Here is a 17,810-nt window from a genome sequence, read left to right as displayed (position 1 = left end):
ATAGGAGGTTAGAAGGAAGGTGTTCCATAGCCACGAACGCATCCTACGGAAGGTTGTATTTGTTTGCCAAGCAGCGATATATCTCAACAGTAACAAGCTGCTTCACCAAGCTACGCTTTTGCACAGTCTGCTTGGCGGGAGATTTGTGTTCTGGTGTGCGAACGCTCAACTACTAACCTCGCGCGACTAAAGCACCATTCAAAATAAAGTGCATTGTATAGGGTGCATTAATGCAATATTATTCAAATTTGCATTGTATTGGATGCACTTTGACATGAATGATTTAGGGCCACTGATTAAGGAACTACGCAAAGCCGCAGGCCTTTCACAAAGCCATCTCGCGCAGCGGCATGGTATGAGTCGCGCCACTATCTCGGGGATCGAGAACAACACCATCCCGGAAGTGGGGATTCGCAAGGTCTCCGCCATTCTTGAGGGATTGGGATACGAATTGACCGCTATCCCCAAGCGTCGGCGCATGACCCTTGATGAGCTGAAATCAGGAAACATCCATGACGAGTCAAAGTGATCGGTTGTATGTCGGTGTAGGCGGTGTGGCTGCAGGAACACTCGGCCGAGGCCAGGAGAGCAGACGCGATTCGGTTTTCTCGTATAACGATACGGTTACCGAAGAGAACGCCGTCTCCCTGACCATGCCGGTGCGGCTTGAGAGCTACAACTGGGAGTATGGAATCCACCCTCTATTCGAGATGCATATCCCTGAGGGACATCTCAAGGACGAGCTTGTGCGACGCTTCAGCAAGTCGGTGCGCGGCTTCGACGAATTCGCTCTGCTGGGCATTGTGGGTCCACACCAACTGGGTCGTATCAGCGTTGCCCATGACGCGGGCGGCGATTCACTGCCTGAGGTCAAACTCTCTGAGTTGTTGGTATATGACGGAGCAAAAGACCTTTTCGATGACCTCCTGAAAACCTACGCAACCTACTCAGGGGTTTCGGGTGTTCAACCGAAAGTGCTGGTACGCGACGTTGACGACATGCTGCCAGGCATTGAACGTCTCACCCATCGGGGCGCGACGCATCTGGTGAAGGCATTCAACGAGTCTGACTTTTCACAGTTGGCCGCCAATGAGTTTTTCTGCATGCGGGCAGCATTCCATTGCGGCCTTGAAGTGCCTGAGTTTCAGCTCAGTCAGCACGGGAAATTCCTTGTAGTAAAACGGTTCGATATTGGTGAAAGCGCCTACCTCGGATTTGAGGATATGTGCGTTCTATCAGGATGGGGAACCGCCAGGAAGTACGACGGTAGCTACCAGGGATGCGCGAAGTTGATCAGGTCTATTGTCACGCCCAGCCGTGTTGCTCGGACGCTGGAAGACTTCTTTTTGATGGTGGCGCTCTCTGCAGGTATTCAGAACGGCGACGCACACCTGAAAAACTTCGGCCTGCTGTATGAGAATTGCGCAGAGGACGCAGACGTTTGGCTTGCCCCGGCTTACGATCTGGTGACGACCACGGTGTACAGCAGCAACGACATCATGGGCTTGTTGCTCGGTGGTTCGAAGGCCTGGCCAAAGCGCAAGATGCTGGTCCAGTTCGGGCGCAGTTCGTGCAGTTTGACGGAGGCACGTTGCAACGAGTTGCTTGCCAGAGTGCAGGAGGGTATGACTCGCGCGATGGCAGAGCTTTCAGAATACCGAAGCACTCACCCGGAGTTCGAGGTAATAGGGGAGAAGATGACCACCGCATGGGCGGCAGGACTGGCGAAGAGTATCGCAGTGCAATGATCTTCCCCCCTCACGTTCACCGCCGCGCAATATCCGAAAAGTAAAACTTATCTAGCGTATGCCGCGACTCGGTGTACTCGAACTGCCGCCCATCCTGCAAAAACGTCTGGTTACTCACCACGATCACATGGCTTTGCCCGTCCAGGTCCAGATGCGCCTGGTCGTCCTTGCTGCGCGGCAGGGCTTCGATGGTGCGCTGGGCGTAGGCAATTTGCAGCTGCAGGGTCTGTTCGATAAACGCATAGATCGACTGTTCGGCAATCGAGCGGTCCAGCCCGGGGATCACGTCGGCGACGAAGTGGTTGATGTCCAGAATCACACGTTTGCCCCCAATTCGTCGTACCCGTTTGATGCGGGTGATAGGCGTGCCGGGCTCGGCTTCGATGTGTTGCAGCAGTGAACCTTCCAGCGGGAACTGGGTGAACTCAACCACTTCGGTGCGCACATCGTCGCCAAGGTCGGCGTGGGTTTCGTGGAAGCTGACGATGCCGCCCAGTTGGAACTCAATCGGGTTTGGCGACAACACAAAAGTGCCCTTGCCGTGGATTTTTTGCGCGAACCCGCGCTCCTGCAGCTGCTCGATGGCCCGACGCACGGTGCCTCGGCTGGCCTGGTAGGTGTCCATCAATTCGGTTTCGGAGGGAAGGCGCGTGCCGCGTTGCAGCCGTTCAGTGGTGATGCTGGCAAGCAGATCCGTATAGATCTGGTTGTATTTGCTCATGGAGATGGCTCTTTGCCCAACGTGGTAAAGGTGAACGGCGCGTTCACGGCGGGAACATTAGTAGCCCGGATGGGGTTTGTCTATTAGACCCTTGGATATCTGTGGCCTGTAGCGATGCGTCGGCCTACGACAGATAAACATTTGTAAACTCGTCTGTACGAGTTGTTGCTTTAACTCGTACAGACGAGTAATTTTGCCTTCGGCGTGCTGCCAATGACTGCCCTCAAATAACAAAATCAAAGTGGAAAACAAGCATGAGCCACGACTATTCGAACATTGCCCACGAGATTATCGAGAACCTCGGGGGCAGCGACAACCTTGAGCAAGCGGCCCACTGCGTTACACGCCTGCGCCTGGCGCTCAAGGACCCGAGCCTGGTCAATAGCAGTGCGTTGAACGGGGTCGATCTGGTCAAGGGCTCGTTCTTCACCGGCGGCCTGTTCCAGGTGGTGATCGGCCCCGGCGAAGTGGAAAAGGTCTACGCCGCCCTGCGCGAACACACTGGCCTTGCCGCCGCGACCATCGCCGACGTGAAGAAGAAGGGCGCCGACAAGACCAACGCCATGCAGCGTCTGGTGCGCGTGTTCTCCGACGTGTTCATGCCGATCCTGCCCGCGCTGATCATTGCCGGCCTGTTGATGGGCATCAACAACCTGATGGGCGCCAAGGGCATGTTCATCGAGGGCAAGACACTGCTGGAGGCCTATCCAAACCTGGATGGCTTGTGGAGCCTGATCAACCTGATGGCCAACACCTCGTTTGTGTTCCTGCCGGCGCTGGTGGGCTGGTCGGCGGCCAAGCGTTTTGGCGGCAGTGAAATCCTCGGCATCGTGCTCGGCCTGATGCTAGTGCACCCGGACCTGCTCAATGCCTGGAACTACGGCAAGGCGGTGGCGGGGCTGGACGGTCAGAGCCTGCCGTACTTCGATATTTTCGGTTGGTTCAAGATTGAAAAGGTCGGCTACCAGGGGCAAATCCTGCCGATCCTGATGGCGGCGTATGTGATGAGCGTGATCGAGAAATGGCTGCGCGCGCGGGTGCCCAACGCGATTCAACTGCTGGTCGTGCCGATCACCACCATCGTCGTCACCGGCGTGTTGGCGCTGGCTATCATCGGCCCGGTGACCCGTCACCTGGGCATCCTGATCACCGAAGGCGTGGTCACCCTGTTTGACCTGGCGCCGATGGTTGGCGGGGCGATTTTCGGTCTGCTGTATGCGCCGCTGGTGATCACCGGCATGCACCACATGTTCCTTGCCGTGGACCTGCAACTGATCTCTACACAGGGCGGCACGTTTATCTGGCCGATGATCGTCATGTCCAACCTGGCCCAGGGCAGCGCCGCGCTCGCGGTGTTCTACACGACCCGCAATGCGCGGGACAAAAGCATGGCCTCGACCTCGGCGATTTCCGCGTATTTCGGCATCACGGAGCCGGCGATGTTCGGGGTGAACCTGCGCTTCAAGTTTCCGTTTTATGCCGCGTTGGTTGGCTCGGCGCTGGGCAGCATTTTCCTGTCGATGAACAAGGTGCAGGCCACGGCCATCGGGGTCGGTGGGTTGCCCGGGTTTATCTCGATCGTGCCGCAGTACATCCCGAGTTTTGTGATCGGGATGGTCATTGCGATGGTCGTGCCGTTTGTTTTGACCTGTGTATTGAGCAGGAAGATTGTTCGGCCTGGATACAGGGTCGCCTGACCGACCGCTTTCGCGAGCAAGTCGAATCGTCGAACCGCCGCTCCCACATTTGATCGCTTTCCAACCTGAGAGCTGGGCTGGCTCACACTCAATTTGAGGAACCCACCATGCAAAACTGGCAACACTCGGTGATCTACCAGATCTACCCCAAAAGCTTCCACAGCCACGCGGGTAACGCCACCGGTGACCTGCTGGGCATTGTAGACAAGCTTGACTACCTGAAATGGCTGGGCGTGGATTGCCTGTGGATCACTCCGTTCCTGCGCTCGCCGCAACGCGACAACGGCTACGACATCAGCGACTACTACGCCATCGACCCAAGCTATGGGACCATGGCTGACTGCGACTTGCTGATCAGCGAAGCGGCCAAGCGCGGCATCAGGTTGATGCTCGATATTGTGGTCAACCACACCTCCATCGAACACGAGTGGTTCCAGCAAGCGCGCAGCAGCCTCGACAACCCGTACCGCGACTTCTATATCTGGCGCGACCAGCCGAACAACTGGGCCTCCAAGTTCGGCGGCTCGGCGTGGGAATACGAGGCGCAAACCGGTCAGTACTTCCTGCACCTGTTCGATCACACCCAGGCCGACCTGAATTGGGACAACCCCGCAGTGCGAGCCGAGGTGTTCAAGCTGATGCGCTTCTGGCGCGACAAAGGCGTGGGCGGTTTCCGCCTGGACGTGATCAACCTGATCTCCAAACCCGCCGATTTCCCCGAAGACAACACTGATGGCCGGCGCTTCTACACCGATGGCCCGAACGTGCATGAATACCTGCAGGAAATGCACCGCGAAGTGTTCGAAGGGCATGACCTGATCAACGTCGGCGAAATGTCATCCACCAGCCTTGAACACTGCATCCGCTACTCGCGGCCGGAGTCCAAAGAGCTGTCGATGACCTTCAACTTTCATCACCTGAAAGTCGATTACCCGAACCTGGAAAAGTGGGTGAGGGCGGACTTTGATTTTCTGCAACTCAAGCAGATTTTTTCCGACTGGCAACTCGGCATGCAGGCCGGTGGCGGCTGGAACGCGCTGTTCTGGTGTAACCACGACCAGCCACGTGTTGTCTCGCGTTTTGGTAATGACGGCGAGCACCGTGTGGTTTCGGCCAAGATGCTTGCCACCGCGCTGCACTTCCTTCAGGGCACGCCGTATGTGTACCAGGGCGAAGAGCTGGGCATGACCAACCCCGGCTTCAACAAGATCGAGCAGTACCGAGACGTCGAGACCCTGAATATCTTCCGCCTCAAGCGCGATGCGGGTGAATCCGAGGCGTCGAGCATGGCGGCGATCATGCAGAAGTCTCGCGACAACAGCCGCACGCCGATGCAGTGGAACACCCAGGCGAATGCCGGTTTCAGCACGGGCGAACCGTGGATCGGCATCCCCGCCAATGCGGCGCAGATCAACGTCGAGCGCCAGTTGGATGACCCGGATTCGGTGCTGCATCACTACCGCGCGCTGATCGCTCTGCGCCGCAGCGAGCCGCTGATTCAGGAAGGTGTGTATCGCCAACTGCTGCAAGACCACCTGCAGGTCTGGGCCTATCTGCGTGAAGGCGATGGCGAGCGCCTGCTGGTGCTCAACAATTTCTACGGCACGCCGTGCGAAATCCAGCTGCCCGACCACGTGATAGACGCCGCGCAAACGCAGCGCCTGGTGATCAGCAACTACCCCGACTGCCCGCCGCGTACGGCCACGGTGACGTTGCGCCCTTACGAATCCTTTGTGCTGCACCTCAAGGACTAAGACCCGCCTCAACCCCTGCCTGGGAGTGCAGGGGCGCTTCACCCAAAAACATAATAAAAAAATATCGGAGTGCTTCATGAAAACAACAATAAAGCTGGGCCTCATTGCGTCGTGTCTCTCTGCCCCTTATGCCGCTCACGCCCTGGAATTTGCCGGTTACCTGCGCAGCGGCGCAGGCACTTCAACCGGCAGTGGCAAGCAGCAATGTTTCCAGTTGCCGGGGGCGCAAACCAAATACCGTCTGGGTAACGAATGCGAGCAATACGGGGAACTGGAATTGCGCCAGGACCTGCTGACGCTGGATGACGGTTCGGTACTCAGCGTCGATGCCATGGCGTCGTTTTACAACAAATACGATCGCGCCCTGAAATTCCATGGCGAAGATAACGGCTCGGCGCGCATGCCGCAGATGTATGCGCAGTGGTCCAACCTGCCGAGCCTCAACGGCGGTTCGGTGTGGGCCGGTCGACGTTATTACAAACGAAACGACATCCATATTTCCGACTTCTACTACTGGAACCAGAGCGCCACGGGTGGCGGTGTGGAGGACGTAAAAATCGGCGACCTCAAGTACAGCTACGCCCTGTCGCGCAAGGACAACCTGTACCAGAAGGAATACGCCACCCGTCACGACTTCAACGTGGCGGGCTTCAAGACCAACCCCGGCGGCGAGCTGGAGTTTGGCTTGAGTTACATCGACAAAGCTGGCGGCCGCGATGCCAACAGCGGCTGGGCGATCACCGCGCAGCATGTGCAAAAACCTTTCCTGGGCGGCAAGAACAAATTCGCCTTGCAGTACGGCGAAGGCCCCGGCACCGGCCTTGGCTACACCGGCGACACCACGTTGGACAAAAGCAGCAAAAGCTACCGCGCCGTGGAGTTTTTCGACTGGCAGGTGACACCGCGTTTCGGTGGGCAAGTCGAGGCGGTGTACCAGAAAGATATTCGTCCCGGCAGCCGGGACCAGACGTGGATGTCCATCGGTGTTCGCCCCGCGTACGCGATCAGCGAGCAGTTTAAACTCGTCACCGAACTTGGGCATGATCAGGTGGAGGCCGCGGGTGGTACGCGAAAGCTGAGCAAATTTACCTTCGCCCCGACCTGGTCGCCCAACGGCCCCGAGTTCTGGGCGCGGCCGGAGGTGCGTTTGTATTACACCTACGCCAGCTGGAATGAAGCCGCCAAGCGCGCGGCGAATGAACTGGCGGCGGGTTCGGCGTTGTCCGACACCGGCGCGTACGGCACCGCGCGGCATGGGTCAAATGTGGGTGTGCAGGTTGAATATTGGTGGGAATAACCGCGCTTTATGTGGGAGCTGGCTTGCCTGCGATGCAAGCGACCCGGTCTCTCAGTAAGGCCAAGGTGATGCTATCGCAGGCAAGCCAGCTCCCACATTGGATCGTCGTTCGCCCTATGATTTTTACAGAACAAAACAGCAGGTGAAGTCATGACCACAACGCAACCCCTGGAACTGTTGGCGCCCCTGTCCGGGGTGCTGCTGGCGCTGGACAAGGTGCCCGACCCGGTGTTCGCCGGCCGCCTGATCGGCGACGGCCTGTGCATCGACCCGACCTCGCAGACCCTCTGCGCGCCACTGGCCGGGGTGATCAGCAATATTCAGGGCAGTGGTCATGCGCTCAGCATCACCGACGACAACGGCGTTCAGGTGCTGCTGCACATTGGCCTGGACACCGTGAACCTCGCGGGCCAGGGCTTCACGCGCTTGGTGCTGGAAGGCCAGCGCGTGGACGCCGGGCAACCGCTGATTGAATTCGATGCCGACTACGTGGCGCTCAATGCACGCAGTTTGTTGACGTTGATGCTGGTGGTCAGTGGCGAGCCGTTTACCTTGCTGGCGAACGATTTGGTAGAGGTCGGCCAGCCACTGTTGCAGTTATCCCCAGGTGAAGCCGTTGAAGCGGTGAATGAGGAGGAGGGCGACGCACTGTTCTCCAAGCCGCTGACCTTGCCCAACGCCAACGGCTTGCACGCTCGACCTGCGGCGGTGTTCGCCCAGGCAGCCAAAGCCTTTAGCGCGAGCATTTATCTGCACAAGCAGACCCAGAGCGCCAACGCAAAATCCCTGGTGGCGATCATGGCGCTGCAAACCGTGCAGGGTGATTCGCTGCAGGTAAGTGCCGCGGGTGACGATGCCGAAGCGGCGATCAAGACATTGGTCGCGCTGTTGGCAGACGGCTGCGGCGAGACGGTTGCGGCACCGGCTGAGGTGGTTGAGGCGCTCGCGCCTGCGTCGTCACAGACGTTGCTGCGCGGCGTGTGTGCGTCGCCGGGTTCGGCGTTTGGCCAGGTTGTTCAAGTGGCTGAGCCCGAGCTGACGATCACTGAAAACGGCGCCGGCGAAACGGCCGAGCGAGATGCTTTGACGCGTGGCCTGTTGGCGGCAACCCAGGCGCTGCAAACCCTGCAAGCCAACGCCGCCGGCGGTGCCCAGGCGGAAATCTTCCGCGCCCATCAGGAGTTGCTCGAAGACCCGACCCTGCTGGAGCAAGCCCACGGTCTGCTGGCCCAAGGCAAGAGCGCCGCGTTTGCCTGGAACAGCGCCACCGTTGCGACCGCCAAGCTGTTTAAGGAGTCGGGCAATACGCTACTCGCCGAACGCGCGGCGGATTTGGCCGATGTCGGCCAGCGCGTGCTGAAGCTGATTCTCGGTGTCCAGGACCGCGCATGGGATTTGCCGGAGCAGGCCATCCTGATCGCCGAGCAACTGACGCCGTCGCAAACCGCCAGCCTGGATACGCGCAAGGTGCTGGGTTTTGTCACCGTTGGCGGCGGCGCGACCAGTCACGTCGCGATCCTCGCCCGAGCGCTCGGCCTGCCGGCGATTTGCGGCGTGCCGGGGTACGTGTTGGCGCTGGCCAATGGCAAACACGTCCTGCTCGACGCCGATAAAGGCGAACTGCACCTGGAGCCCGACCTGGCTGAAATCGAACAATTGCAGGCTGCCCGCCATCAGCAAGTGCAGCGCCGTCAGCGTGAGGTGGCGCAGGCTGCCTTGCCGGCCACCACCCGCGATGGCCATCACGTTGAGGTCACGGCCAACGTAGCTTCGCTGCAGGAAGTCGAGCAGTCCTTGACCCTGGGTGGTGAGGGCGTCGGCCTGTTGCGTTCCGAATTCCTCTACCTGGACCGAAACCGCGCGCCAAGCCCCGAGGAACAGGCCGGCACCTACACGGCCATCGCCCGTGCCCTGGGCCCTGAGCGCAACCTCGTGGTGCGCACCCTGGACGTCGGTGGCGACAAGCCACTGGCCTACGTGCCGATGGACGCCGAGACCAACCCGTTTCTTGGCTTGCGTGGTATTCGCCTGTGCCTGGAGCGTCCTGAACTGTTGCGCGAACAATTCCGCGCCATCCTCGCCAGTGCCGGTTTTGCGCGCCTGCACATCATGCTGCCGATGGTCAGCCTGTTGTCGGAGCTGCACCTTGCGCGGCAGATTCTTGAGGAAGAAGCGCTGGCGCTGGGGCTCACCGAGCTGCCGAAGCTGGGCATCATGATCGAAGTACCGTCCGCCGCATTGATGGCGGATGTGTTTGCGCCCCACGTGGATTTCTTCTCCATCGGCACCAACGACCTGACCCAATACACGTTGGCGATGGACCGCGATCATCCGCGGCTGGCCAGCCAGGCCGACAGTTTTCACCCGGCGGTGCTGCGCCTGATCGCCACCACCGTCACGGCCGCCCATGCCCACGGCAAGTGGGTCGGCGTGTGCGGCGCGTTGGCGTCTGAAGCATTGGCCGTGCCGGTGCTGATCGGGCTGGGCGTGGATGAACTGTCGGTCAGCGTGCCGTTGATCCCGACCATCAAGGCCACCGTGCGCGAACTGGATTTGGCCGGCTGCCAGATCATCGCCCGTCAGGTGCTGGGCCTGGAAGAAGCAGGCCAAGTGCGTGAGGCCCTGCGCCTTTACCGCGCTGCCAGCGTCGATACTTCACCTGTTTTGGAGCACTGAGCATGTTCGAGAAATTGCAGCAGGCGTTCTGGAAAGCCCTGACGCCGGACTTGATTGCCGAGACGGTGGTGGTGCCGGAGCAAGGTGTGTTGTCGGCGGATATGCTGGCGGCGTTGGGCGGGGCGCAGAACCTGAAGTCGCAGCAGCGAGTAGCCCTCACACGTGTGCGGGTGCAGTTGCAGGATGCGGGGCGATTGGATGCGGCGGCGCTGAAGGCAGCAGGTGTGCCTGGCGTGATGGTGTTGACGGGGGGAGTCGTGCACCTGATCACTGGCCTTTAAGCCAAGCACAGCTCCAAATGTGGGAGCGGGCTTGCTCGCGAATACGGAGTGCCAGTCACCAGATGCATCGACTGATTCACCGCCTTCGCGAGCAAGCCCGCTCCCACATTTGTCTTTTGGTGTTTGGAAGGGCGTCTACAGCTGCTGGTTATCTTCCGGCGGCTTGGTTTTATCCACACCCGGCACGTGCAAGTTACCTTCCACCACCTGGTTACCTTCCAGTTGCGGTTGAGTCACCCAGGTCAGAATGTCGTAATACCGGCGGATGTTCGCCACAAAATGCACCGGCTCACCACCACGTGCATAGCCATAGCGAGTCTTGCTGTACCACTGCTTTTGCGAAAGGCGCGGCAGCATCTTCTTCACGTCCAGCCACTTGTCGGGGTTCAGGCCGTCTTTCTTCGCCAACGTGCGCGCATCTTCCAAATGCCCGGTACCGACGTTGTAGGCCGCAAGCGCAAACCACGTACGGTCCGGTTCGGCGATGCTGTTGTCCAGTTCATCCTTGATCTTTGCCAGGTACTTGGCGCCGCCCATGATGCTTTGCTTGGCGTCCAGGCGGTTGGACACGCCCATCGCCTGGGCGGTGTTCTGGGTCAGCATCATCAGGCCGCGCACGCCGGTCTTGGAGGTGACGGCCGGTTGCCACAGCGATTCCTGATAGCCGATGGCCGCCAATAATCGCCAGTCCACTTTTTCTTCCTTGGCGTAGGCGCGAAAATGCTTTTCGTATTTGGGCAGGCGCTGCTGCAAGTGCTGGGCGAAGGTGTAGGCGCCGACGTAACCGAGAACATCCACGTGCCCGTAATAGCGGTCTTTCAAGCGCTGCAACGTGCCGTTTTTCTCGACCTTGTCCAGGTAGCTGTTGATCTCGTTGAGCAGGCTGTTGTCTTCGCCTGCTGCCACGGCCCAGCTTTGGTTGCTGGCATTGCCGAGGTCGAACGCCACCCGCACATTAGGGAAGTACACCTGGTTCATCGCGACTTCGTTGGAGTCGACTAGGGTCAGGTCGATTTGCCCTTCATCGACCATACGCAGCAAGTCGACTACCTCAACAGCGTCGGACTCTTCGTATTCAATCGCAGGATTCTGCTTTTTAAGCGCCGCCAATTGCTCGGCGTGGGTGCTGCCCTTGAGCACCATGATTTTCTTGCCCACAAGGTCCGCCACGTTGGTCGGGCGGGATTGGCCGTTGCGGTAGATGATCTGCGGGGTCACTTCCAGGTAAGGGTGGGAGAAACGCACCTGTTGCTGGCGTTGCTCACTGCTCACCAGACCGGCGGCAGCCAATACCGGACCGTTGGGTTTGCCCAACTGACCGAACAAGTCGTCGAGGTTGTCGGCGGTCTCGATTTCCAGCTTCACGCCCAGGTCGTCGGCAAAGCGCTTGACCAGCTCGTATTCGAAACCGGTTTCACCGTTGCGGTCCTGGAAATACGTGGCGGGGCTGTTTCGGGTAATTACACGCAATACGCCATCCTCCTTGATTCGCTCGAGCGTGCTGGGTTTATCAACACACGCGCTGAGCATCAGGAAGAGTCCGGTTGCGAGCAGCCATTTGGCGCATCGCGGGCGCAAAGCAGTAGGGGAGAACATCTGCGCAGTATACGCAAACGACCCTCGGCGCCATATCTCGACAGCAGGGGACTTGTCTGATAGTGCCCGCAGAACCGGGCTGCAGCCCGCAGAAATGCGGGTTGGCGTGGGTTTGTGACGGTTAAAATAACTGCGCGCCAGGGCCCGCAAAACGCCCCGATACCGTGCAAACCCTGCCAACTGACGTTCGGCAACGGCCAGCGGTGCCGTTTCGGGTGCCGTTGGCGGCGGTTTACGCTAGAATGCACGGCCTCAAAGCACACCCCCTTCCCGAGGCTGTCCCGAAGATGTTGATCCTGCGCGGCGCTCCTGCCCTTTCTGCCTTTCGCCACAGCAAACTCCTTGAGCAACTGAGCCAAAAGGTTCCAGCGGTTACAGGCTTGTATGCTGAATTTGCTCACTTCGCCGACGTTAACGGCGTGTTGACCGCCGACGAACAGCAAGTGCTGGCACGCCTTCTGAAGTACGGCCCAAGCGTCCCCGTTCAAGAGCCGACTGGCCGCTTGTTCCTGGTTCTGCCAAGGTTCGGCACCATTTCGCCCTGGTCGAGCAAGGCCAGCGACATCGCCCGCAACTGCGGCCTGTCGAGCATTCAGCGCCTTGAGCGCGGCATTGCCTTCTACGTGGCTGGCCAGTTCAGCAACGCTGAAGCTGCGCTGGTCGCCAGCAGCCTGCACGACCGCATGACCCAGATCATCGTCAGCCAGTTGGAACAGGCTGCCGGCCTGTTCAGCCATGCCGAGCCGAAGCCGCTGACCGCGATTGACGTGCTCGGCGGTGGCCGCGCCGCCCTCGAGAAGGCCAACACCGAACTGGGCCTGGCGCTCGCCGAAGACGAGATCGACTACCTGGTCGACGCCTTCAACGGCTTGAAGCGCAACCCGCACGACATCGAGCTTATGATGTTTGCCCAGGCCAACTCCGAGCACTGCCGTCACAAAATCTTCAACGCCAGTTGGGACATCGACGGCGAAAGCCAGGAAAAAAGCCTGTTCGGCATGATCAAGAACACCTACGTGATGCACAGCGAAGGCGTTCTTTCTGCTTATAAGGACAACGCCTCGGTTATCGTCGGCTCGGTTGCCGGCCGTTTCTTCCCCGACCCTGAAACCCGCCAGTACGGCGCGGTGCAGGAGCCGGTGCACATCCTGATGAAGGTTGAAACCCACAACCACCCAACCGCGATTGCCCCGTTCCCGGGCGCAGCCACCGGTTCCGGCGGCGAAATCCGTGACGAAGGTGCTACTGGCCGTGGCGCCAAGCCCAAGGCGGGCCTGACCGGTTTCACCGTGTCCAACCTGCAAATTCCGGGTTTTGAACAGCCGTGGGAAGTGCCGTACGGCAAGCCTGAGCGCATCGTCACCGCGCTGGACATCATGATCGAAGGCCCGCTCGGCGGCGCCGCGTTCAACAACGAATTCGGTCGCCCGGCACTGACCGGCTATTTCCGTACGTTCGAGCAGTCCATCACCACCCCGCGTGGCGATGAAGTGCGCGGCTACCACAAGCCAATCATGTTGGCTGGCGGCATGGGTAACATCCGCGAAGAACACGTCAAGAAAGGCGAGATTCTGGTCGGCTCCAAGCTGATCGTCCTCGGCGGCCCGGCCATGTTGATCGGCCTGGGCGGCGGCGCAGCTTCCTCCATGGCCACCGGCACCAGCTCGGCTGACCTGGACTTTGCTTCCGTGCAGCGCGAAAACCCGGAAATGGAACGCCGCTGCCAGGAAGTCATCGACCGTTGCTGGCAGTTGGGTGACAAGAACCCGATCAGCTTCATCCACGACGTCGGCGCCGGCGGTTTGTCCAACGCCTTCCCGGAGCTGGTCAACGATGGCGACCGTGGTGGCCGTTTCGAACTGCGCAACATTCCAAACGACGAGCCGGGCATGGCCCCGCACGAAATCTGGAGCAACGAATCCCAGGAACGCTACGTACTGGCGGTTGGCCCTGAAGACTTCGCGCGCTTCCAGGCCATCTGCGAACGCGAGCGTTGCCCGTTCGCCGTGGTTGGCGAAGCCACTGCCGAGCCGCAGCTGACCGTTACGGATAGCCACTTCGGCAACAGCCCGGTAGACATGCCGCTGGAAGTGCTGCTGGGCAAAGCCCCGCGCATGCACCGTTCGGCCGTGCGTGAAGCCGAGCTGGGCGATGATTTCGACCCAAGCGCGCTGGAACTGGCCGACAGCATCGAACGCGTGCTGCACCACCCGGCCGTGGCGAGCAAAAGCTTCCTGATCACCATCGGCGACCGCACCATTACTGGCCTGGTTGCCCGTGACCAAATGGTTGGCCCGTGGCAGGTTCCAGTGGCTGACGTTGCCGTCACTGCCACCAGCTTCGACGTGTACACCGGTGAAGCCATGGCCATGGGCGAGCGTACGCCGCTGGCCCTGCTGGACGCTCCGGCGTCGGGCCGCATGGCGATTGGTGAAACCCTCACCAACATCGCCGCTTCGCGCATCGGCAAGCTGTCCGACATCAAACTGTCGGCCAACTGGATGTCCGCTGCCGGTCACCCGGGTGAAGACGCGCGTCTGTATGACACCGTGAAAGCAGTCGGCATGGAGCTGTGCCCGGAGCTGGGCATCACCATTCCGGTGGGCAAGGACTCGATGTCCATGGCCACTCGCTGGAACGAAGACGGCACCGACAAGAGCGTCACCTCGCCGCTGTCGCTGATCGTTACCGGTTTTGCGCCGGTTACCGACATTCGCCAAACCCTGACCCCGCAACTGCGCATGGACAAGGGCACCACCGACCTGATCCTGATCGACCTGGGCCGTGGCCAGAACCGCATGGGCGCCTCGATCCTCGCGCAAACCCATGGCAAGCTCGGCAAACACGCGCCGGACGTCGACGATGCAGAAGACCTCAAAGCCTTCTTCGCCGTGATCCAGGGCCTCAACGCCGACGGCCACCTGCTGGCTTACCACGACCGTTCCGATGGCGGCTTGCTGACCAGCGTTGTGGAAATGGCTTTCGCCGGTCACTGCGGCCTGAACATCGTGCTCGACAGCGTTGCCGAGGATGCCTCCGAAATCAACGGCATCCTGTTCAACGAAGAGTTGGGCGCGGTGATTCAGGTTCGCCAGGACGCAACGCCGGACGTGCTCGCCCAATTCAGCGCCGCTGGCCTGGACGACTGCGTGGCCGTGATCGGCCAGCCGATCAACAACGGTGAAATCAACATCTCCTTTAATGGCGACACCGTGTTCGCCGGCCAGCGCCGCTTGCTGCAGCGTCAGTGGGCTGAAACCAGCTACCAGATCCAGCGTCTGCGCGACAACGTGCAGTGCGCCGAGCAGGAATTCGACGTGATCCTGGAAGAAGACAACCCGGGCCTGAGCACCAAACTCAGCTTCGACGTCAACCAGGACATCGCCGCGCCTTACATCAAGAAAGGCATTCGCCCACAAGTTGCGGTACTGCGTGAGCAGGGCGTCAACGGCCAGGTGGAAATGGCGGCCGCGTTTGACCGTGCCGGCTTCAATGCGATCGACGTGCACATGAGCGACATCCTCGCCGGTCGCGTTGACCTCAACGAGTTCAAAGGCCTGGTGGCCTGCGGCGGTTTCTCCTACGGCGACGTGCTGGGTGCCGGTGAAGGCTGGGCCAAATCGGCCTTGTTCAACAGCCGTGCGCGTGATGCGTTCCAGGGCTTCTTCGAACGCAACGACAGCTTCACCCTGGGTGTGTGCAACGGTTGCCAGATGATGTCCAACCTCAGCGAACTGATTCCGGGCAGCGAGTTCTGGCCGCACTTTGTGCGCAACCGTTCCGAGCAGTTCGAAGCCCGTGTCGCCATGGTGCAGGTGCAGGAGTCCAACTCGATCTTCCTGCAAGGCATGGCCGGTTCGCGCATGCCAATCGCCATCGCCCACGGTGAAGGCCATGCCGAGTTTGCCAGCGAAGAAGCCTTGCTCGAAGCCGACCTGTCCGGCACCGTGGCGCTGCGCTTCGTCGACAACCACGGCAAGGTCACCGAGACCTACCCGGCCAACCCGAACGGCTCGCCGCGCGGGATCACCGGCCTCACCAGCCGCGACGGTCGCGTCACCATCATGATGCCGCACCCGGAACGCGTATTCCGCGCCGTGCAGAACTCGTGGTGCCCGGAAGAGTGGGACGAAGACGGCGCCTGGATGCGCATGTTCCGCAACGCTCGCGTGTGGGTGAACTAAGGCGGTGTACAAGCTTGCCTTCTTTGTACCCGCCAGCCATGTGGAGACGGTGAAAACTGCCGTCTTCGCAGCTGGCGGCGGGCGCATCGGCAACTACGACAGCTGCGCCTGGCAAGTGCTGGGCAAGGGCCAATTTCGCGCGATGGACGGCAGCCAGCCGTTTATCGGGCAAGTGGGGCAGGTTGAAGAGGTTGAAGAATGGAAGGTTGAGCTGGTGGTGGCGGATGAGTTGATTGTGGCTGTTGTGGCTGCGTTGAAACTGAGCCATCCGTACGAGACACCGGCGTATGAGGTGTGGCAGTTGGCGGATTTCTGATTCGCACGCTGCATTAACAAGAAACCCGCTGGGCCAGTTTGGTCAGCGGGTTTTTTGTTGGTTGTGCGGGCCAATCGCAGGCAAGCCAGCTCCCACAGTCGACCGTGTGGGAGCTGGCTTGCCTGCGATGGCGTCGGTGCAGGCGCTGTGGACCTTTCCTACAAGCCTTTCAGGTTGTCCCTCGGAACCAGCCTCAATAGCCTCCAGCGGTCGCTGAAAAAACCAGTGATCGGGATTTGAGCTCAACGCCCGTTCAACAACCTCGTATCGGCTTGAGATTCAATAATGGAGTTTCCAGATGTCGTCGTTCCTCGCCTCAATACAAATACTCCACTCGGGCAAGCCTTGGTTTCAATGTTCAAATCCATTGAAGTGGAACTGATGCTTGAGGGGGCGAGGCCTGGCGCGGTCAAGGTCATTGTCTTTGGCGGTTGTGCTGTCCACCTATACACGCACCATCGTATTTCCACGGATGTTGATGCTGAGATTTACTGCGCTAGTTTTCGAAACAAGCTGCGCCTTCAGACACTGCTGGCGGAATTTCCTGAGCAGTTTTTCGATGAGCAGTCCGGTCGTGTGATGGAGCTTAACTATGACCTTCAATATCACACCAGCTTCGGCCCACTTCACGAAGATTACTGGGAGCGAAGTCTTCCTTTGGACGAGTTTCCTGTGGAGTCTGTACTGCACCTGCATATAGCTGCACCGATCGACATTGCAATCTCCAAATTGGGCCGAGCCACTGATCAAGATGTGAGCGACATCATGGCGTTGCTGAGGGCTGGCTTCATCCTGACCACTGAGCTCCGTCGGCTGGCGTTGCAGGCAATTGATATGTATGTTGGCAACAAAGAGCCACCCAGATCCATTCTGAACAATATCTTGCACGATTATCTGGAGCCTGCAGATGGCGAAGCCTTTTAACGGTCCCGTCTTATCATCCGCCTTGGACACTCTCGTCAAGAGCCCTCTGAATCAGGCTGATGACGATGCGCTGGTGAGCGCAGCGAAAGCTGTTTGGTATTCGGACGCGAATCTTGTGGGTGAAGTGAAGAATTTTCTGGAGGCTCACTCCAGCGAATTGGAACTTCGTCGCGCGGGCTATCTGCTGGAGCGCTTCACGCGCTTCGCGTGTGTGACAGATAGTCGGGTAGTGGAAGCGCTGCACGCTCTTGAGCTTTTTTCGGCGACTGCTTACAAACAAGAGGTGAAGCCTCAGGGCGTTGTTGCGCTGCGCAGTCGTCGTGATGAGCTGGCGATGTCCTGGGGGCTGAGTGAGGGGCTGGGTTTGAAGGTTCAAGCGCTGATGCCTTTTCAGACTCGGCATTACGAAGCGCAGCAACGTGAGGCGTCCGTCTAGGCGTTCGTTGTGATTAAAGAACCCGGCCTAAGCCGGGTTTTTATTGTCTGCGATTTCTTCAGTTCTCGGAGATTTCCCACAACCCTTTCAGGTTGTCCCTCGGAACTCGCTTCACTAATCTTCTCTGGTCGCTGCCAATTCAGCGACCGGGACTGCAAGCCCGCCGAAATTATGTTGGAG

13 protein-coding genes are annotated in these 17,810 nt (G+C 59.6%); 11 read left to right on the top strand and 2 right to left on the bottom strand.

The window, feature by feature from the left end; translation table 11 throughout:
* The first annotated feature begins 274 nt into the window (after positions 1-274).
* Positions 275-529, top strand: coding sequence for a helix-turn-helix domain-containing protein (locus Q7C20_RS14840; protein WP_375068331.1), 255 nt, complete (start codon positions 275-277; stop codon positions 527-529).
* Positions 513-1,748, top strand: coding sequence for a type II toxin-antitoxin system HipA family toxin (locus Q7C20_RS14835; RefSeq protein WP_375068330.1), 1,236 nt, complete (start codon positions 513-515; stop codon positions 1,746-1,748). Before Q7C20_RS14840 ends, Q7C20_RS14835 begins: the two co-directional genes overlap by 17 nt.
* A gap of 16 nt (positions 1,749-1,764) precedes the next feature.
* On the opposite strand, the gene treR is transcribed toward Q7C20_RS14835, so the two are convergent.
* A complete protein-coding gene (gene treR, locus Q7C20_RS14830; protein ID WP_375068328.1) occupies positions 1,765-2,469 on the bottom strand; it encodes a trehalose operon repressor in 705 nt (234 codons plus the stop codon).
* Positions 2,470-2,723: 254 nt separating this feature from the next.
* Here treR and treP point away from each other — a divergent pair, with 254 nt between their 5' ends.
* The 5 genes from treP (at position 2,724) to Q7C20_RS14805 (ending at position 10,174) form a co-directional block, all read left to right on the top strand.
* On the top strand, positions 2,724-4,166 hold the full coding sequence (treP, locus tag Q7C20_RS14825) for a PTS system trehalose-specific EIIBC component (RefSeq protein ID WP_375068326.1): 1,443 nt from the start codon (positions 2,724-2,726) through the stop codon (positions 4,164-4,166).
* A 107-nt stretch (positions 4,167-4,273) separates the two neighbouring features.
* On the top strand, positions 4,274-5,920 hold the full coding sequence (gene treC / locus Q7C20_RS14820) for an alpha,alpha-phosphotrehalase (protein WP_375068325.1): 1,647 nt from the start codon (positions 4,274-4,276) through the stop codon (positions 5,918-5,920).
* A 76-nt stretch (positions 5,921-5,996) separates the two neighbouring features.
* Positions 5,997-7,217, top strand: a complete 1,221-nt coding sequence (locus Q7C20_RS14815) for a maltoporin (RefSeq protein ID WP_375068323.1) — start codon at positions 5,997-5,999, stop codon at positions 7,215-7,217.
* Positions 7,218-7,367: 150 nt separating this feature from the next.
* Entirely contained in the window at positions 7,368-9,893 is a 2,526-nt protein-coding gene (ptsP, locus tag Q7C20_RS14810) for a phosphoenolpyruvate--protein phosphotransferase (protein ID WP_375068321.1), read from the top strand.
* Positions 9,894-9,895: 2 nt separating this feature from the next.
* The gene (locus tag Q7C20_RS14805; RefSeq protein ID WP_375068320.1) at positions 9,896-10,174 is read left to right on the top strand and encodes a PTS glucose transporter subunit IIB; all 279 of its coding nucleotides are present in this window, start codon (positions 9,896-9,898) and stop codon (positions 10,172-10,174) included.
* Positions 10,175-10,309: 135 nt separating this feature from the next.
* Here Q7C20_RS14805 and mltF read toward each other — a convergent pair whose 3' ends face one another.
* A complete protein-coding gene (gene mltF, locus Q7C20_RS14800) occupies positions 10,310-11,770 on the bottom strand; it encodes a membrane-bound lytic murein transglycosylase MltF (protein WP_375068318.1) in 1,461 nt (486 codons plus the stop codon).
* Between the two features lie 287 nt (positions 11,771-12,057).
* Here mltF and purL point away from each other — a divergent pair, with 287 nt between their 5' ends.
* The 4 genes from purL (at position 12,058) to Q7C20_RS14780 (ending at position 17,630) form a co-directional block, all read left to right on the top strand.
* Entirely contained in the window at positions 12,058-15,954 is a 3,897-nt protein-coding gene (gene purL, locus Q7C20_RS14795; protein WP_375068316.1) for a phosphoribosylformylglycinamidine synthase, read from the top strand.
* Between the two features lie 4 nt (positions 15,955-15,958).
* Positions 15,959-16,270, top strand: a complete 312-nt coding sequence (locus tag Q7C20_RS14790; RefSeq protein WP_375068314.1) for an NGG1p interacting factor NIF3 — start codon at positions 15,959-15,961, stop codon at positions 16,268-16,270.
* A 285-nt stretch (positions 16,271-16,555) separates the two neighbouring features.
* Positions 16,556-17,194, top strand: coding sequence for a DUF6036 family nucleotidyltransferase (locus Q7C20_RS14785; RefSeq protein ID WP_375068312.1), 639 nt, complete (start codon positions 16,556-16,558; stop codon positions 17,192-17,194).
* Positions 17,178-17,630, top strand: coding sequence for a hypothetical protein (locus Q7C20_RS14780; RefSeq protein WP_375068310.1), 453 nt, complete (start codon positions 17,178-17,180; stop codon positions 17,628-17,630). The genes Q7C20_RS14785 and Q7C20_RS14780 overlap by 17 nt, the downstream gene beginning before the upstream one ends.
* The last annotated feature ends 180 nt before the right edge of the window (positions 17,631-17,810 follow it).

The organism is Pseudomonas sp. AMR01 (assembly GCF_041946035.1).
GTDB lineage: Bacteria > Pseudomonadota > Gammaproteobacteria > Pseudomonadales > Pseudomonadaceae > Aquipseudomonas > Aquipseudomonas antarctica_B.
Note: the sequence above shows the minus strand (reverse complement) of the source record. Positions and strands in the feature narration are given on the sequence as shown.

Bases quoted from the DNA above. Each gene is read 5' to 3' on its own strand.
- Q7C20_RS14840 (WP_375068331.1), top strand. From the start codon at position 275: ATGAATGATTTAGGGCCACTGATTAAGGAACTACGCAAAGCCGCAGGC.
- mltF (WP_375068318.1), bottom strand. From the start codon at position 11,770: ATGTTCTCCCCTACTGCTTTGCGCCCGCGATGCGCCAAATGGCTGCTC.
- treP (WP_375068326.1), top strand. From the start codon at position 2,724: ATGAGCCACGACTATTCGAACATTGCCCACGAGATTATCGAGAACCTC.
- Q7C20_RS14815 (WP_375068323.1), top strand. From the start codon at position 5,997: ATGAAAACAACAATAAAGCTGGGCCTCATTGCGTCGTGTCTCTCTGCC.
- Q7C20_RS14835 (WP_375068330.1), top strand. From the start codon at position 513: ATGACGAGTCAAAGTGATCGGTTGTATGTCGGTGTAGGCGGTGTGGCT.
- treC (WP_375068325.1), top strand. From the start codon at position 4,274: ATGCAAAACTGGCAACACTCGGTGATCTACCAGATCTACCCCAAAAGC.
- ptsP (WP_375068321.1), top strand. From the start codon at position 7,368: ATGACCACAACGCAACCCCTGGAACTGTTGGCGCCCCTGTCCGGGGTG.
- treR (WP_375068328.1), bottom strand. From the start codon at position 2,469: ATGAGCAAATACAACCAGATCTATACGGATCTGCTTGCCAGCATCACC.
- Q7C20_RS14805 (WP_375068320.1), top strand. From the start codon at position 9,896: ATGTTCGAGAAATTGCAGCAGGCGTTCTGGAAAGCCCTGACGCCGGAC.
- Q7C20_RS14785 (WP_375068312.1), top strand. From the start codon at position 16,556: ATGGAGTTTCCAGATGTCGTCGTTCCTCGCCTCAATACAAATACTCCA.
- Q7C20_RS14780 (WP_375068310.1), top strand. From the start codon at position 17,178: ATGGCGAAGCCTTTTAACGGTCCCGTCTTATCATCCGCCTTGGACACT.
- purL (WP_375068316.1), top strand. From the start codon at position 12,058: ATGTTGATCCTGCGCGGCGCTCCTGCCCTTTCTGCCTTTCGCCACAGC.